This is a genomic window from Shinella sp. 1A1, assembly GCF_055379515.1.
On sequence record NZ_AP039671.1, the window covers coordinates 593420 to 609921 of the forward strand.

The 16502-nt window shown below is 64.3% G+C and carries 13 protein-coding genes; 6 read left to right on the forward strand and 7 right to left on the reverse strand.

Annotated features, from left to right (window positions below):
- Nucleotides 1-28: 28 nt before the first annotated feature.
- Nucleotides 29-1432: an aldehyde dehydrogenase family protein gene (locus ACZ48C_RS03030; protein WP_464782132.1), complete on the reverse strand. Its 1404-nt coding sequence runs from the start codon at nt 1430-1432 to the stop codon at nt 29-31.
- A gap of 21 nt (nt 1433-1453) precedes the next feature.
- On the reverse strand, nt 1454-2842 hold the full coding sequence (locus ACZ48C_RS03035; protein ID WP_464782133.1) for a glutamine synthetase family protein: 1389 nt from the start codon (nt 2840-2842) through the stop codon (nt 1454-1456).
- A gap of 155 nt (nt 2843-2997) precedes the next feature.
- Here ACZ48C_RS03035 and ACZ48C_RS03040 point away from each other — a divergent pair, with 155 nt between their 5' ends.
- The 5 genes from ACZ48C_RS03040 (at nt 2998) to ACZ48C_RS03060 (ending at nt 9121) form a co-directional block, all read left to right on the forward strand.
- Nucleotides 2998-3780 (forward strand): SDR family NAD(P)-dependent oxidoreductase, encoded by a 783-nt coding sequence (locus ACZ48C_RS03040; RefSeq protein WP_464782134.1) that lies wholly within the window; start codon nt 2998-3000, stop codon nt 3778-3780.
- A complete protein-coding gene (locus ACZ48C_RS03045; RefSeq protein ID WP_464782135.1) occupies nt 3777-4553 on the forward strand; it encodes an SDR family NAD(P)-dependent oxidoreductase in 777 nt (258 codons plus the stop codon). The genes ACZ48C_RS03040 and ACZ48C_RS03045 overlap by 4 nt, the downstream gene beginning before the upstream one ends.
- A 94-nt stretch (nt 4554-4647) precedes the next feature.
- The gene (locus tag ACZ48C_RS03050) at nt 4648-6201 is read left to right on the forward strand and encodes a GMC family oxidoreductase (protein ID WP_464782136.1); all 1554 of its coding nucleotides are present in this window, start codon (nt 4648-4650) and stop codon (nt 6199-6201) included.
- Nucleotides 6198-7952: a glutamine amidotransferase gene (locus ACZ48C_RS03055; protein WP_464782137.1), complete on the forward strand. Its 1755-nt coding sequence runs from the start codon at nt 6198-6200 to the stop codon at nt 7950-7952. The genes ACZ48C_RS03050 and ACZ48C_RS03055 overlap by 4 nt, the downstream gene beginning before the upstream one ends.
- 338 nt (nt 7953-8290) lie before the next feature.
- Nucleotides 8291-9121 (forward strand): transglutaminase-like cysteine peptidase, encoded by an 831-nt coding sequence (locus tag ACZ48C_RS03060; protein ID WP_464782138.1) that lies wholly within the window; start codon nt 8291-8293, stop codon nt 9119-9121.
- Nucleotides 9122-9142: 21 nt separating this feature from the next.
- Here ACZ48C_RS03060 and ACZ48C_RS03065 read toward each other — a convergent pair whose 3' ends face one another.
- The 5 genes from ACZ48C_RS03065 to ACZ48C_RS03085 form a co-directional block, all read right to left on the reverse strand.
- Nucleotides 9143-9760 carry a ribbon-helix-helix domain-containing protein gene (locus ACZ48C_RS03065; protein ID WP_464782139.1) on the reverse strand — a complete coding sequence of 206 codons (618 nt, stop codon included), beginning with the start codon at nt 9758-9760 and terminating at the stop codon, nt 9143-9145.
- Nucleotides 9761-9762: 2 nt separating this feature from the next.
- Complete coding sequence (locus ACZ48C_RS03070) at nt 9763-11043, reverse strand: HlyD family type I secretion periplasmic adaptor subunit (RefSeq protein WP_119258059.1); 1281 nt, start codon at nt 11041-11043, stop codon at nt 9763-9765.
- Nucleotides 11040-13202: a type I secretion system permease/ATPase gene (locus ACZ48C_RS03075; RefSeq protein WP_464782766.1), complete on the reverse strand. Its 2163-nt coding sequence runs from the start codon at nt 13200-13202 to the stop codon at nt 11040-11042. The genes ACZ48C_RS03070 and ACZ48C_RS03075 overlap by 4 nt, the downstream gene beginning before the upstream one ends.
- A gap of 117 nt (nt 13203-13319) precedes the next feature.
- Entirely contained in the window at nt 13320-14753 is a 1434-nt protein-coding gene (locus ACZ48C_RS03080) for a TolC family outer membrane protein (RefSeq protein ID WP_119258061.1), read from the reverse strand.
- A 177-nt stretch (nt 14754-14930) separates the two neighbouring features.
- The gene (locus ACZ48C_RS03085; protein WP_464782140.1) at nt 14931-15563 is read right to left on the reverse strand and encodes a L,D-transpeptidase; all 633 of its coding nucleotides are present in this window, start codon (nt 15561-15563) and stop codon (nt 14931-14933) included.
- Nucleotides 15564-15699: 136 nt separating this feature from the next.
- Between ACZ48C_RS03085 and ACZ48C_RS03090 the strand changes: the two genes are divergently transcribed.
- The gene (locus ACZ48C_RS03090; RefSeq protein WP_162911470.1) at nt 15700-16476 is read left to right on the forward strand and encodes a GGDEF domain-containing protein; all 777 of its coding nucleotides are present in this window, start codon (nt 15700-15702) and stop codon (nt 16474-16476) included.
- Nucleotides 16477-16502: the final 26 nt, after the last annotated feature.

Here is a 16502-nt window from a genome sequence, read left to right on the forward strand (position 1 = left end):
GGCGGTTCCGCAATCTCGTTTGGGGCGTTCAGCCGGCATTGAAGCCGGTGTTCAGGTGGTAGCCGCGCGGGGTCGTTACGCGCAGATAGCCGAGATCGGCGCCCACATAGCCGAGCCCCGAGCTCTTGCGTCCACCCCATGGCAGGTTGATGTCGCTGTGGTCGCACCGATTCATCAGCCAGGTGCCGGATGGGACCTGCTCGCCGATACGCATGGCGGCCTCCACGTCCTTCGTCCAAACGGAGGCGGTAAGCGCATAGTCGGAATCGTTCATCAGCCGCACCGCCTCCTCGTCGCTGGCGACCTTGGTGACCGAGACGAGGGGGCCGAAGGTCTCCGCCACGGCGATGTCCATCGTGTGGTCGGCGTCGTAGACGACCTGCGGCTCGACATAGGCGGTGCCCGGGCGGGCGATGGCGAAGCGGTTTTCCGGCAGGAGTAGCTTGCCGCCCTTTGTCACCGCATCGGTGACCTGCGCGCGGATCCGGTCGGCCGCCGCCGCGCTGACGACGGGGCCGATATCCGGCTGCTCTTCGATAGGATGGCCAAGCGTGATCTTCGCTGAATGGACGCGCAGCGCTTCCAGGAAGCCGTCATAGACGCGCTCGTGGACATAGATGCGTTCGAGGGAGCAGCAGGACTGGCCGGAATTGTCGCTGAAGCCGAAAGCCATCGCCGCGGCGGTGGCGTCGATATCGGCGTCGGGGCGGACATAGCCCGGATCCTTGCCGCCGAGTTCCAGCGAATAGCTGACCATCGCCTGGGCACCGGCGGCATGCACCGCCATTCCGCCAGCATTGGACCCGATGAATTCGACATGCTGAATATCGCCGGAGCCGATAAGGGCGGCCGCGTCGGGATTTGCCATATGCAGCGCCTGCACGGTGCCTTCCGGCAAGCCCGCCTCGATAAAAGCGTCGGCAAGGCGCTCGGCGGCGGCCGGGCATTGCGGCGAGTGCTTGATGATCACGGCATTGCCGGCGACGATCGGATAGAGCGCCGCGAGCGTCGCCGAGGCGAAGGGATAGTTCCAGGCGATGATGGAGAGCACTACGCCAAGCGGTTCATGGCGGACAAAGCGGCGCACGCCATCGGCACCGTCCAAAGGGCGTTCGGCGATGATCGGATCGGCAAGCGAGATGAAATGACGAGCGCGGCGCTGGTAGCCGGAGCTGATCTCCGCAGCCGCGACATGCAGCGGCCGGCCGATCTGCCAGGCGACCTCTTCGCCGAGCATGTCGGCGCGCGACACGAGGATATCGACGGCCTTCTGGCATTTCCCCATTCGCTCTTGAAGGGATACACGGCTCCATTCGCGCTGCGCCTGCCTGGCCTTGCGCACCGCCGCCGCGATTTCATCTGCCGTTGCGAAGCGACGTTGCATGTAGATGCTTCCGTCGACCGGGGTTATGACGTTGAAGGTCTGTGCCATGGGGTCTCGCTTGCGGTTGCCTCAGGAGGAGATCAGGAGATTGCGGATTTCCCAGTCCGTGATCGTGCGGGCGAAGTCTTCGCTCTGCGCCCGTTTGATGCCGGCGTAATGGATGAGGAAGGTTTCGCCGAACTGCGCGCGGGCGACCTCCGAGGCCGCGAAGGTTTCCGTTGCTTCGGGCAAGGAGGAGGGGAAGCGGCGCAGGTCCCGCACCGAGGCCTCGTCCCAACCGTTCTGTGCGCAGGGTTCGGACGGCTCCAGGGCCTGCTCGATACCGAGACGGCCCGCCGTGATGAAGGCGGCGAGCGCCAGATATGGATTGGCATCGGCGCCGGCAAGGCGGATCTCCACGCGCTTTGAAGCAGGGCTTGTGCCCACGACGCGCAGTGCGCAGGTACGGTTTTCAAAGCCCCAATTGGGATAGACCGGCGCCCAGGCATTGGGAATGAGCCGGCGGTAGGAGTTGATGTTTGGCAGCGCCATGAGAGCAAGCTCCGGCAGGTAGCGCTGGAGACCCGCGACGAAGTGGCGGGCGCGTGCGCTCATGCCGAACTGGCCGTCCGGATCGGCGAAGGCGGCCTTGCCTGTTCCGATATCGCGGAAGGACAGGTGGACGTGGCCGCCGTGGCCTTGAAGCGACATCTTCAGCTTGGCCATGAAGGTGGCCGTCAGGCCCCTGCGCTTGGCGACTGCCTTCGCCATCGTCTTGAACAGGGCTGCGTTGTCCGCGCTGCGCAGGCCAACGCTCGGCTTCAGCGCGACTTCCAGCAGGCCGGCTCCGAGCTCCTTGTGCAAGGCGTCGAGCGGGAAGCCCATCGTGTCGGCAACTTCGCTGAGCTCGTGATAGAACTCGCCATTGCAGACCTGCTGCACGATCGATCCGAAAACCGGATTGTCCTCGAAGGGAACCAGGGCATCGGCGCTCTTGGTGAGGGCAGTGGCCGGAGTTTCGTCGAGTACGGAGAACTCGTATTCGAAGGCGCTGTAGATATCGAGGCCGAGACCGCGGAAATCTTCGAGTGCCTTGGTCAGGATCGCCCGCGGGCAATATTGGCGGCTGTCGTCGTCGAATTGCAGAAGGAAGAGGAGGTCGTCCTTGCGCGCGCCATGCGGAAACACGCGCATGGAGAGGGGATCGATCTGGACCGAGCTGTTCCGATAGCCGGATCCCGCGTCCGTAACCGGCAGGCCGGGCACGACGGCCTCCTTGTAATCGACGGCCGTGAACACCGCGGGGAGGCCGGTGCCTCCTTCGAGGGCGGCAAGGAAACTGTCAGCCGAGATCAGCTTGCCGCGTAGCGTGGCGTTCGTATCGAAATGAGCGACCGTGACCTGCTTGAGGCCCCGCTTGCCGATTTCCCCCCTCGCGGCCGCGATTGCCGCGGCGCGGGATGCTTCAGGTTGTCCCAAGGTCGACCCTCCTTCGTCTCTCTTGCCCTTCGCCCATCGTCCCTCATACAGATGCGGCAAACGAAAACTATTGTCAAATACGAAAAATGTTTTCTAATATGGATATATCGTGTCATGACGGCCAGGCCCCATCCTATCGGAGCATTGATGTGAGATTGAAAGACCGCACCATTCTGATCACCGGTGCCAGCAAAGGCATCGGCGCGGCCAGCGCCCGGCAGTTTGCGGCAGAGGGCTGCGCACTCGTGCTCGTGGCGCGAGCGACCGACCCGCTGGAAGCGCTGACGGCGGAGATCAACGCCGCCGGCGGAAATGCCGCTTACTTCAGCGCAGACGTTGCAAAGGAGGCCGATTGCCACGCGGCGGTCGATTTTGCCATGTCGCGCTTCGGCAGGCTGGATGGACTCTTCAACAATGCCGGCTCCTGTCTTCAGGGAGATGCCGGCCTTCTGGAGACCGAGGTGGTGACGTGGAACGCCACGCTCGCCCTCAATCTCACGTCTATCTTCCTGATGAGTCGCGCGGCAGTTCCGCATATGGCGAAGCGGCCAGGCGCGACCATTCTCAACAATGCTGCCATGGTCGCGCATATCGGCTCGGCCCATGCGCAAATCGCCTATTGCGCCGCCAAAGGCGGCGTCGTCGCCATGTCGCGGGAAATGGCGATCGAGCTGGCCCCACGTGGCATTCGGGTCAACGCGGTCTCGCCGGGTCCGGTCGTGACGGAGCTCTATCAGTCCCTGCAGGATCGTTATCCGGGTTTCATGGAAACGCGGATGCCACACCTGCCGATGCGGCGCTTCGGGCAATGCGAAGAGATCGCCACCGTGGCGGCGTTCCTTCTCAGCGATGAATCCTCCTACATCACCGGCCAGGTTCTTCTTGCAGACGGCGGGATCACCTCGGCCTACACCACAAAGGGCGAGGCCGACCTATGACCGCGACGAAACACGATTTTTCCGGCACGCACGCCTATGTGACGGGCGCCGGCGGAGGAATAGGCCATGCGATCGTCTGCCATCTGGTGCGGGCGGGAGCGCGTGTCGTCGCCTTCGACATCAAGCAGGACCCGACGGACTTCCCGTCTGGACCGGGCAGTGTCGCCTATGTCCAGGGGGATATCACGGATGCCGGCCAGCTTGCCGCGTCTTTCAGTTCGTTCGCGGAAACGGGACTCGACTTCCTCGTCAACGCTGCCGGCATCTTCTTCTGGAATGACGACGGCTCAGTGGTCGATATGGACCTCGACGTCTGGGACAGGACGATGCGGATCAACCTTGTGGGGGCCATCCATGCCGCGCGTCTGGCCGTGCCGCTGATGGCCCGCAAGGGCAGCGGCAGCATGGTGCATGTCGCCAGCATTGTCGGCCTTCGCAGCGTGGACAATCATCTGGAGGCCGGCCCCAGCGACGGTTACCTGACGTCGAAGGCGGCGCTGATCGCCGTTTCGCGCAGCCTCGCGCTGACCTACGGTCGCCAGGGTATCCGCTCCAACACCGTCTGCCCCGGTTCCGTCTGGACGCCGATGACGGGCGGCATCTATGCCGATCCGGATCGGGTGGAGGCAATGAACAAGCGCACGCCGCTGCCGATGATCGGCCGCCCGGACGATATCGCCCAGGCCTGCATGTTTCTCCTTTCCGATGACGCCTCCTTCGTCACCGCGACGGACCTCGTCGTGGATGGGGGGCTCACGGCCAAGCTGCAATGAAGGGGCCAGGTCCCTTCCATCCGAAGCAACCAACAGCAATCCGTTTCGCGGGACGCCGGCCGGCGGCGCCGAAACCGATATGCGGAGGCAATCCATGAAATCCTATGATTATGTCATCGTCGGCGGTGGCTCGGCCGGGGCGGTCGCGGCGGCGCGCCTGTCGGAAGACCCGGCCGTTTCCGTTCTTCTTCTTGAAGCGGGCGGGGGTGGCATGGCGCCCTTCCTGCAGATCCCCAACGGCATCTATTTCGTGAAGGGCAGCCCGCGCTATCACTGGCTACAGGAGATCGAGCCCGATCCCACGCGCAATGGGCGACGCGAGACGCTGACTGGCGGTCGCGGTCTTGGCGGTGGCAGCTCGATCAACGGCATGGTCTTCGTCAAGGGGTTGAAGGCCGACTACGACGCATGGGAAGCGGCGGCGGGCCCCGACTGGAGCCTTGCAGCCGTCAACGCCGCTTACCTGAAGGTCGATGAGGCCATTCGTGTCGAGCCGCCGGCGCCGATGCATCCGATCGCGCGGAAATTCCTCCAGAGCGCCCATACGGCAGGCCTGCCGGAAAACAGCACGGACCTCCTGAAGACCGGGGTTGGCGCCATGCCGTGCCCGACCAGCGCCGGGCGCGGCTGGCGACTGAGCACGGCCCGCACCTATCTCAACCCGGCGCGCCGCCGCCCCAATCTGACGATCCTGACGAACAGCACGGCGACGAAGCTGATCATCGAGAAGGGGCGAGTGCGAGGTGTCCGCTATGTCCGCTCGGGGCGTGTGGAGACGGTCCACGCCGACGAAGAGGTGATCCTGTCGGCCGGCGGAATCAATTCGCCGCAATTGCTGATGCTGTCCGGCATCGGTCCGGCCGATCATCTGCGCGCCGTGGGCATAGAGCCCGCTGTCGACCTGCCGGCCGTCGGCGAGGGATTGCAGGACCATCCCTGCGTCTGGATGAGCGTGGAGGTGGGCGAGAAGACGTGGAACGACACGCTGGGGCTTGCCGGCATCCTGAAAGCGGGCGCGCGATGGATGTGGGACCGGACGGGACCGGCGGCATCCGGCATGTGCCATGTGACGCTTTACGGTTCGACGACGCCGGGCGGCGGCGCGGATTTCCAGACGAGCTTCATGCCGGCCGGCTATGTGGTGCTCGATCACGGCGTGAAGTTCCTGAAGGAATCGTCCGTCAGCGCCGGGGTCAGCCTTTGCCGCCCGACCGGGCGGGGCAGCGTGCGGCTGCGCTCGTCCGATCCTTTCGACGTGCCGGTGATCAACTACAATCTCCTTGCGAACGACGACGATGTGCGAACGCTCGCAAACGCTTGCCGGGCGGTGCGCGATATCTACGCCAGCGCGCCTATCCGCGACCGCGTGGTGCGCGAGGTCTCGCCCGGCGTCGACGTCCAGAGCGACGCGGACTGGGCGGATTATATTCGCCGGCGCGCTGTCAATATGTGCCACCCTTCGGCGAGTTGCCGGATGGGCCAGGATGCGACGTCGGTGGTCGATCCGCATCTGCGGGTGCGTGGCGTCGAGGGCCTGCGCGTCGCGGATGTATCGATCATGCCGCAGATCACCAGCGGCAACACCAATGCGCCGGCCATCATGATTGGCGAGCGGGTGGCAGAATTCATCCGGAGCGAAGGGCGATGAGCGGCCCGCAGGAAAAGCGCCTTCTGATCGTCAAGACGGGCAGCATCGTCGAACGTCTGCCTTCCGTCGCTGCTGCGTTCGGCGATCTCGACGCCATATTCGCACGGGCGCTTGGCCTGCCGCCGGAACGTCTGTACGTCGTCGCCGTCCATGCCGGGGAAGTCCTGTCCGACCCGCCCGATGCATTCGGCGGGGTGTTGGTCACCGGCTCGCCGGCCATGGTCAGCGCCCGCGAGCCCTGGATGGAGGCAACGGCAGACTGGCTGCGGGGGGCGGTTCTCTCCGGCGTGCCCGTTCTCGGTGTCTGTTTTGGCCATCAGCTTCTTGCTCATGCGCTCGGCGGCACGGTCGGGCCCAATCCGAAGGGTCCGGAAGCGGGGACCGTCGAGGTTGCCTTCGCCTATGAGGGCGGGGCGGATCCGCTGTTTGCGGACTTGCCAGCGCGGGCGAAGTTCAACGCCCACCATTACGAGAGTGTGCTCGCCTTGCCGCCGGGCGCGACGGTGCTGGCCGAAAGCGCGCTGGAGGCCTATCAGGCGGTGCGTTACAGCGAAAAGGCCTGGGGCGTGCAATTCCACCCGGAATTCGACGCGGCCTTCATGCACGCACTCGTCGATGCGCTCGGTGAGTCGCTTGCCACGGCCGGAATCGACGTGAACGCTCTCCGCGCCGCTATCGGGGAAGCTCCTGCCGGTTTGCCGCTGCTGCGGCGCTTTCTGGCGCTGACCGGCGTCGGGGCGGATGATCCTGTGGTTTTTCATCCCGGCGTCGGACAGGATGTCCGTATAGGAAGCTGGGACGAACAGTGTCGCTCCACCTATGACATGGCAACGGACGCCGTGCGACAGGGGCGCCGGTACGAGGCAGCTCGGCTTGCCCGCTATAGCGTGACGGAGGCGCAAGAGGCCTTCGAACTTTTCACGCAATGGCGCGAGCGCACGCGGCTCTATCTGCTGGAATCGGGTGTCGAGGAACGGATGGTGACGGCGGAAGAGACGGCGCTCGTTGCGCGTGTGACGGAGGGGCGAACCGGCCCCTTCGAGCCGGAGCGGGAATGGCGGGATATCGGCGTTCTGGCGGAAGAAGCTGCCGACCTGTGTATGGCGGGCGAAGCGGAAGCGGCGGTTCCGGCCATCGAAGCCGTGCGTTTGGCCTGGCTCGACCTGCACGACCGGCTCTGCGACTGGACGCAGGGCATGGTCGGCCTTGTCGCCCACCACCTTGGGGAGGAGCGGATCGGAGCGCTCTGGCAGATGCTGATGGCCGACATGAGCGCCGGCTATGAGCGCTACAATATCGACCACACGCCCTGGAAACGCTCGGCCGAAGCCCTGCTCTACATCACTGCCGAGGCTTTGCGCGGCCATCTGTCCGGCCCAGGCCGGCGCGGAACCGTCGAACTGGTGCGGGAGAAGGACAGGATCGGCTTTCGCTTCGCGCCCTGCGGCTCGGGTGGCCGGAACGTCACGGGTGAGACCTATGGGCGCTATCCTGTGACGACAGAACCGCACGACTGGGCATGGAACCTGAAAGGGGTCTGCCTTTATTGCGCCCATTGCTGTGTCCTCAGCGAGGTCAACCCCATCCAGCGGCTCGGCTATCCCGCCCGTGAAGTGGAGCCGCCCTATGAGAATGGGAGCGACCGGCGGCTTTACTGCACATGGTGGGTCTATAATGACCCTTCTTTGGTGCCGGATGAAGTCTACGGTCGAACCGGCCATAGAAAGCCATCACACATGATGAAAGAGTAATAATGGAATTTCGGGAATCTGACGTTGACCACAAAATCTGCGCGGTTGTGCTATTCCAAGGAAACGACAAGTCTCCGTGATTTCAGGCCCCCGCAGCCAAATCAAAAAAGCCCCGATGACAGAGATGTCTCGGGGCTTTTGGCGTTGTCCACGTCAGACCCCAGCCGACTACGGCCTCGATATCGGCGCTGTGCCTTCTATGGTTAGCGTAACGTTACCTTGCATTTTCCAAATTGAATTAAGTTGCATTTCGAAATACATCGCGCGTTCACCGTGTATTTTAGCGGGATATACAATTCGGCCGGATAGATTTGCCCTCAACCTTGGAGGGTTATCCGATGGCAAGAAGACAGGCATCCCCGGCAGGACGGCATTATCTGGCAGTGATGAGTGGCATCCTGTTGGGCGGGTTCCTGTTTGCGAATGGCATCACGAATGGTGAGGCGGATGCGGACCGGGCATTCCGGCAGGGGCCGGCCGTCATCGCGGCAGATGATCTCGGTCTTGACATGACGATGACCGGCACCGTGTCCTCGGGCCTTTTCGGCTCGGTGGCCTTTCCCTTCAAACCCGGCGCCCTGGTGCGCTGGAAGGAGATCGAAGCCGCCGCGGCTGGCCTTTCGCCGGAGGATTGCGGCGAGCAGGCGACGTGCCGGACCCGCCTGAAGATGCTGCGTGAAACGATCGACGCCGCGGCCGATGAGCCGCTTTTGCGCAAGATCGAGGCGCTCAATGTCTCTGTCAACCGGCTTGTCCGCTATACCAAGGACGTCGATGCGCACGGCGAACTCGACTATTGGGCGACGCCGGCCGAAATCCTCGCTCTGGGCAAGGGTGACTGCGAGGACTATGCGATCCTCAAGCTTGCCGCCTTGCGCCAGGCGGGCATCGAGGCCGAAAGCATGACGCTGGTCGTCCTGCGGGAAACGCGGCGCAACTTCTACCACGCCGTCCTGACGGTCGCGATCGACGGCAAGAACTACGTGCTCGACAACATGCGCGATGCGGTTCTGACGGATCGGCAACTGCCGGACTATCAGGCGCTCTATTCGCTCGGAACCGAGCGTGCCTATGTCCATGGCTACAAGCGCGGCTCGGAATTCGCCATGCAGAAACGCCCTGCCTCGCTCGACGCGGTGCAGCCGGGCGAAGGTATTCCGGCGTTTTGACGATGAAAGGCTGCCGCCCGGTCAGGGCAGCACGTAGCAGAGCATGATGCTCTGCCCTGCGGCCGGCGCCAGCAGGGCGTTGAGTACACCGCGGAGACGACGCCCCCCAAGCCCGACGGTGAAGCCCGCTTCAAGCGGCCGATTGCCATTCGCCTTCAGATTGGCTGCGAGGACGGCAAGCTGCACGTCGAGCGCAAGGCGAAGATCGCGATTGACCGGTTCCGTTTCCCCGTGGGAAAAACGGGCCTGGATATAGTTCAGGAAAGATTGGTTATAGGCGATGAGCCGCTTGTCCAGCCCGAGGGCGAATGCCGGGGCGGGCGACGCGCGCACCAGATTGCCGATGCCGGACGGATCGGTGACTTCCCGCTCGGAAGCGAGCATATCGAGCGCCGAGCGCAGGCAGTAGACCCGCAGGAACGCCGTCGTGTTGGCCTCTTCGGGCGCCTCCGCGAGGATGGCGCCGACCAGCGCGCCGATCTTCTTCTGCCTGAGCTCCGCGATTTCCCGCAGTACCCGCCAATAGATCGCCTCCAGGCGAATGCCGCGACGAATACCGCCGTCCTCCACGACGCGGAAGACAAGCTCGCTATCCCGTGTCTGCGGGCGGTCATCCACCTTGTCGGAAGGTTGCGCCATGATTACCGTTCCTGCATGGCCTCGGTGCGCGCCTTGTTGATGGGCTTCAGCAGATATTGCAGGATGGTCTTGCGGCCCGTCATGATGTCCACGGAGGCGACCATGCCGGGAATGATCGCATGGGACTTGCCGTTGCGGACGATCTCGGATTTGTCCGTCTTCACCTGCGCCAGATAGTAGGTCTCGTTGGACTTCTCGTCGAACATGGAGTCGGCGGAAACGTTGGACACCTCGCCGTGCAGGCCGCCATAGATGGAGAAGTCGAAAGCGGTGATCTTCACCAGCGCCGGCTGGCCGGCCCGGATGAAGGCGATGTCGTTGGGCGATATGTGGGCTTCCACGAGCAGCGTGTCCGACGTGGGCACGACTTCGGCGACGATCGTGCCGGGCTGCACATACCCGCCGATCGTGGTGATCTCCAGCCGGTTGACAACGCCGTCCACCGGCGAGCGCAGGTCCGTACGCTGCACCCGGTCCGATGCGCCGCGTACCGTTTCTGTCACGACGGAAAGATCGGCAAGGGCCTTTGTCTTTTCCGCCAGCGCCTCCTGCTGGAAGGCGAGCATGATCTCGTCCACCTGGAGCGAAGCTTCCTTGATGGCGGCGCGGATGCGCTCGAGCGATTCCTTGAGCAGCTTGAGCTGGCCGGTCGAGTCGGTCAGTTCCTTCTGCACGCGCAGGAGATCGGTCTGGGGCGCCAGCTTGCGCTTGACCAGTGGCTCCAGAAGATCGGCTTCCTTGTCGGAGACCGCGATATTCTTCTCGAGGCGGTCGATATTCACCAGCGCCTCGTCAAGCTCCTTGCGCCGCTGCAGGTGGCGCTCCTGCAGGACCGAGAGCTTGTTCTGGAAGGCATCGCGCCTGGCCTTCAGGAGCTGGGCCTCGTTGGCGCAGATTTCCGGGCTCGATTTGGCGACCTCCGGCGGGCAGGTCATCGGCGAGAGCATGTCGCCGGCCTGCTCCATCTCGAGGCGGGCGATCTGCACGCGCAAGGCCCGGGCGCGCGCTTCGAGTTCGCCGAGCGTCGAGGTCGTGGCCGTATCGTCGAGCCGGACGATGAGATCGCCCTTCTTGACGATCTGGCCGAGCTTCACGGCGATTTCCTGCACCACGCTTGCTTCCGTCGCCTGGATGAGCTGCGTGCGGGAGACGGGAACGACCTTGCCCTGTCCGCGGGCGATCTCGTCCACTTCGGTGATCGCCGCCCAGACGACGAAGAACACGATCAGGAGGCCAACGGAGACGAGGCTCATCCGCGCCCAGAAGGGAGGGGAATCCGTCATGAAGGCCGTCCCGCTTTCTTCTGCAGCTCCTCGATGACCGCGCCCTTCGGCCCGTCGGCGATGACGCGGCCGGCCTCGAGGACGATCAGCCGGTCGACCAGCTCGAGCATGCTGTAGCGATGGGTGGAGATGACGATGGTCGTTTCCGGACCGAAGGCGGTGGACAGGTTGGTGATCAGCCGGCGCTCCGAGGCAAGGTCCATCGCGCCCGAAGGCTCGTCGAGGAAGATGATCTTCGGCTGGGCGAGCAGCAGGCGGGCGATGGCCACCGCTTGCCGCTGGCCGCCGGAGAGATTGCCGCCGCGCTCGCCGACCGGCATGTCGTAGCCGCGGGGATGGCGGGAGACGAATTCGTCGACGCCCGTGCGGCGCGCGACCTCGATGATATCGGCGTCGCTCGCCTCCGGATTGGCCATCAGGAGGTTTTCCTTCACCGAGCCGGAGAACAGGTCCGCCGACTGCGAGGCGACGGCGACCGCCGTGCGCACCACCGCCGGGTGATACTGGCGGATGTCGATGCCGTCGATCATCAGGCTGCCGCCGGTCGGGGGATACAGCGCGCCGAGCAGGCGGCCGATGGTCGTCTTGCCCGAGCCGATGCGGCCGATCACGCCGACGCGTTCGCCTGGCCGGACAGTGAAGGTGAGGCCATTCAGCACCTTCTGGTCGGATCCCGGATAGGAGAATTCCACCTGATTGAAGGCAAAGCCGCCCTTGGCGATATCGCGGTTCACGAAGCCGGTGGCGCTCGGCAGGTCCTCGGGCATCTCCATGATCGAATTGAGGATGCGCAGCGACAGCAGCGCCTGGCGCAGGCGCGCGAGCGTCATGGCGATCTGCCCCATGGGCGCGACGGCCCGGCCGGACAGCATGACCGCCGCGATGATGGCGCCCGACGACATCTTGCCCTGCGAGAACTGGTAGGCGCCGGCGAGGATGATGACCACCGAGACGAGCTGCGAGACGAACTGCGTCCAGTTGGCCGCCGAGGAGGAAAGCTGCTTGATCTCCTCCGAGGTCAGCGCCGCCTTCTTGGAGAGCTCGTGCCATTTGCGCAGCAGGTTGCGCTCCGCCTTCAGCGACTTGACGGTCTCGATGGTCGAGATCGTCTCGACGAGCAGCGATTGCTTCATCGAGGATTCATTCGTGGCGGCCGCGACCCGCCGGCCGATCCGGTGCTGTGCGATGAGGCCGATCGCCAGCGCCAGGAGGAAGGCGCCGGCCGGAACGATGACGATCCAGCCCGACACCAGATAGATGACGATCAGGAAGACGAAGACGAAGACCGTATCGATGAGCACGCTGATCGTGTTGGAGGTGAAGAATTCGCGGACGAACTCGTATTGCGTGATGCGGCTTGCATATTCGCCGGTCTGCATGGGCCGTGCCGACATGCTGGCGTTGAGCACCTTCTCGAAGAGCAGATAGGAAAGCTTGAGGTCGGCGCGGCGGCCGGCATAGTCGATCAGCGCGGACCGGGCGGTCTTCAGCACGAGGTCGAAGAGGATCGCGCCCGAGACGCCGAGCGCCAGCACCCAGAGCGTCGCCTTGGCGTCGTTCGGCAGGATGCGGTCGTAGACGTTCATCGTGAAGAGCGGCGAGGTGAGCGCCAGCAGATTGATGAACAGGGCGGCGACGGCGACCTGCGCATAGGAGCGCCAGAACGGAACGAGCGCGCTTACCAGCCAGTGCTGGCGCACGATTGTGCCGTCCCTGCCTTCGATGGCGGATTTCATCGTATCCGCGCTGACCGTGCTGAAGGCCAGCACTGCCCGGATGCTTTCCCTGGCGGGCAGGCGGCCTTGCAACTGGCTGCGCATGGCCTCGACATAGGACGTATTGCCCGCCCCGTGGATTTCCAGCAGCGAGACTGCGGATCCGTCGTTGAAAAGGATGATGGCGGGCAGGTCGAAATTGCCGGCGGCGAGATCGCGCCAGCCGAAGGCGCGTACATCGAGGCCGACCCGGTCGCTCAAACGCTGGACGTCCTCCAGCGACGGCATGGGCTCGTCGAAGGGCACGCCCGAAAAAAGGACGACTTCAGACCCCGGCCGGCCGAGAAAGACGGCGACCCGCTGAAAGGCTGTCCTGAAGGTTTCTCCGCCGATCGAGGCCGGCTCAGGAGCGGGATGTACAATGCCGGCCGTTTCGGCGGCCAGCGTCACGGCCATCGCCCGCGAAAGGACGACGGCGTCGTGCCTGTCGCGAAGAGCGAGATATCGCTCCCGCTCAAGCCAATCGGTCCGCGACAGAGCATGCGTATTGCTTTCCGCTCGTTACTTCATGTTGGCCAGCAGGTCCATCGGCAGGTCGTTCACTTGCCGTGAGGGCATGCGGCGGTAGGTTTCCGTCGGCGCCGTTTCCGGTACATGGAATTCCGCGCGGGCATAGGCATCCGACTGCTTCGCCGGCGTCAGGTTCATGCTGCTGAGCAGCATGCCGCTGGCCGCGAGGATGCGGTATTCGGCAAAACGGGCGGCATAAACGGCCGTGCGCGACAGGACGTTGACGGTATAGCGCGAGTTCTGCGCGCCGAGCACGTCGAGCAGCGAGCGCCGGCCGACCGCGAGCTGTTCGCGATAGGATTCCACGAGGTTGCCGTTGACGCCCGCCTGCTGCTTCAAGGTGGCGGCAAGTTCCGTCTGGCGGATGCGGCGATCCCAGGAGACGCGGACGGCCTCTTCCACTTCGCGGTAGCTCTGGTGCAGTACGAGGCGCTGCTCGCTGGCACGGCGAATCTGTTCCTGCTCGTTGGCGATGTCGATGCCGCCGCGATAGAGGTTCCATCTCGCCACGACGCGCGCCTGAAGGCTGGTGCTGCGGCCGTCGTTTCCATCGATGTCCATGCCCGTGCGGGCGCGGCCTTCGAGCGAGACCGTCGGGAACATGTCGGAGCGGGCGCCCTTCACCATGGCGTCCGCCGCGTCGATATCGGAGTTGGCGACCTTGATGCGCGCATTGTTGGTGCGGGCGAGGCCGATGGCCTCGTCGAGCGACTTGGGCAGGGCCGCAGCCATGGAGCCCGGCATGGTGGGATTGGAGAACGGCTTGCCGACGAGCCGCTGGAAGCGAATCTTCGCCGATTCCAGCTCTTCTTCGGCTTCCTTTTGGCGGGCCTTGGCGGCAAGCAGCCGCTCCTGTGCCTGCTGGCGGTCGGCATCCGTCAACGTGCCGCCGGAGATCAGTGAACTGATATCGCCGAGCATCTGCTGATGGACGGCCGCGTTGCGGCGCGATTCCTGGACGATCTCGCCCTGGAGCATGATCTCGAGATATTCGCGCACGACCTGCAGCGCGATCGTCTCGGAACGCTCCAGCACACGGAACGAGGCGCTATCCACGCGGGCGGCCTGACGCTCCAGCTCCGCCCGGCGACCGCCGCCGTCAAAGAGCTTCTGCGTGACGGAGAGGCCGACATCGGCGGGGTAGAGCGGATCATCCTCGATGCTGGTGAGGCGTCGGGAATTATTGTCGAGCCTCTCGATGCCGGCACCCGCTTCCAGATCGACACTCGGCAGGTAGAGGCCGCGCGCCTGGCGAAGCTCGAACTCGATGGCTTCCCGGTTTTCCAGCGCCTGACCGATCTCAGGGTTGGATTCCAGCGTAACCGCCATCGCTTCCTTCAGGGTCAGCGCATGCGCATTGACCGGCACAAAGGCCGCCCCTACCAACAGAGCAGCCGAAATGGCGCCTAGAAACGACCTGTGCATTATTGCCCCCGACCCCATATGAACCGCGCCGACGCCCAATCGGCAGCGCAGGTTCACTTCCTTCACTCATTCTTAGGCACGTCGCGAGGCGTGCAGCAATCGGACGATTCGCAAACATCCTTAACAAGCAATATTATATGCAACCATGTGGCGATTCCGCCACATTTTCCCTTGGGCTTACCGGACGACGACGAGGCTTCCGACGCTGACCCTGTCGAAAAGCTCGACGACATCGTCATTGGCCATGCGGATGCAGCCGGAAGAGACGGCCTTGCCCAGGGTCCAGGGCTCATTGGTTCCGTGGATGCGATAGAGCGTATCGCCGAGATAGAGCGCGCGTGCGCCGAGCGGGTTTTCAGGTCCGCCTTCCATCGTTGCCGGCAGAATCCTTCCCTTCCGGGCTTCGCGGCTCACCATTTCCGCCGGGGGCGTCCAGCTCGGCCATTCCGCCTTGCGGCTGATCTTCTGCTTGCCCTTCCACGCGAAGCCCTCGCGGCCGACGCCGATCGCATATTGGCGGGCAGTGCCGTCTCCATTGATATAGAGCAGCCGCCGCTTTCCCGTATCCACGATGATCGTGCCGCGCTTGAATTCACCGGCATAGGCGACGGTCTGCGCGGGGATCGGGGAGGCGCTCAGCCGTCCCGAAAGCTTGCGGGTATCGATCCGCTTCACGGTCCATGTGCCGGTTCTGGCGTCGAACTGGCGGACCGCCTGATCGGCAAGGGCCGGGGAGGCGGCGAACAGGGCGGAGAGAATGGAAAACGCCGCGATGCGGCTGCGCGAAACGATGGGCCGAACTACCCGCATGAAAAGGCTCCCGGTAGGTATGACCGATTTATATCGCCTATTGGTAGAATCTGACAGATGTCGGAAACGGCGATTTTACACGCCTGCTTTATAAGCCTCGTCATACCGGAACTCGGCAGACATGAGGACGATGGGCATGCGGGACACCTTTTTCCTTCGCGGGACGACGAGCGGCTGGCTGGCGGGGGGCGGTGCTGCCGCGCTCGGGCTGGGGCTGGCGGCCGCGGCCGTCACGAACGCCGTTTCCTCGACCGTATCGGCAGCGGGCAGCGCCGTGCTTGCCGGCGGGGTGGCGCTCGCCGTATCCCTTCCGCTTCTCTACACCTGCAGCCGCATGGCGAAACGGATCGCCGCCTTGCGCAGGGAGGTCCAGCATCTCGGGCAGCGTGACGGGCTGACGGCCTGTCTCAACGAGCCCACATTCTCGGCGCTCGTCGATACCTATGCGGACCGCCGCGCGGCCCCGGACGGCTCCAGCCGCGGAACCGTCCTGCTCATTCATGTCGATGACCTCCCGATCGTCAACGATCGCTTCGGTTATAGCTGGGGCAACGAAGCTCTCGTCCGGATCGCCGCCGCCATTCGCGGGACTGTCCGGCAGGGCGATATCGTGGGCCGTATCTCCGGCAACCAGTTTGGCGTCTTCCTTCCCGGTGCGGACGAGACGAATGCGAAGGGCGTCGCCGACCGCATCCACGAAAGCGTCACCGGCCTCGATTTCCTGCCCGCCGGCGTCCGTTATCCGCTCTCGATCCGGGCAGGCGCGGTCATTCTCGCCGACCGGGCGAAATTCGACGACCTGCTGAAGGCGGCTGTCGGCACCCTGGAAATGACCAGGGAGCAGGGGGAGGACTGGATCCGCTACACGTCGCTGGGCGGATGGCCACAGGACGGCGCGGCGAGACTCCAGTAACGCCACCCTTGGATGGGAAGCGCGAT

Excerpts from the sequence above, each read along its gene's own strand:
- ACZ48C_RS03050 (WP_464782136.1), top strand. The coding sequence starts at position 4,648 with ATGAAATCCTATGATTATGTCATCGTCGGCGGTGGCTCGGCCGGGGCG.
- ACZ48C_RS03080 (WP_119258061.1), bottom strand. The coding sequence starts at position 14,753 with ATGCACAGGTCGTTTCTAGGCGCCATTTCGGCTGCTCTGTTGGTAGGG.
- ACZ48C_RS03045 (WP_464782135.1), top strand. The coding sequence starts at position 3,777 with ATGACCGCGACGAAACACGATTTTTCCGGCACGCACGCCTATGTGACG.
- ACZ48C_RS03085 (WP_464782140.1), bottom strand. The coding sequence starts at position 15,563 with ATGCGGGTAGTTCGGCCCATCGTTTCGCGCAGCCGCATCGCGGCGTTT.
- ACZ48C_RS03060 (WP_464782138.1), top strand. The coding sequence starts at position 8,291 with ATGGCAAGAAGACAGGCATCCCCGGCAGGACGGCATTATCTGGCAGTG.
- ACZ48C_RS03055 (WP_464782137.1), top strand. The coding sequence starts at position 6,198 with ATGAGCGGCCCGCAGGAAAAGCGCCTTCTGATCGTCAAGACGGGCAGC.
- ACZ48C_RS03030 (WP_464782132.1), bottom strand. The coding sequence starts at position 1,432 with ATGGCACAGACCTTCAACGTCATAACCCCGGTCGACGGAAGCATCTAC.
- ACZ48C_RS03065 (WP_464782139.1), bottom strand. The coding sequence starts at position 9,760 with ATGGCGCAACCTTCCGACAAGGTGGATGACCGCCCGCAGACACGGGAT.
- ACZ48C_RS03090 (WP_162911470.1), top strand. The coding sequence starts at position 15,700 with ATGCGGGACACCTTTTTCCTTCGCGGGACGACGAGCGGCTGGCTGGCG.
- ACZ48C_RS03070 (WP_119258059.1), bottom strand. The coding sequence starts at position 11,043 with ATGACGGATTCCCCTCCCTTCTGGGCGCGGATGAGCCTCGTCTCCGTT.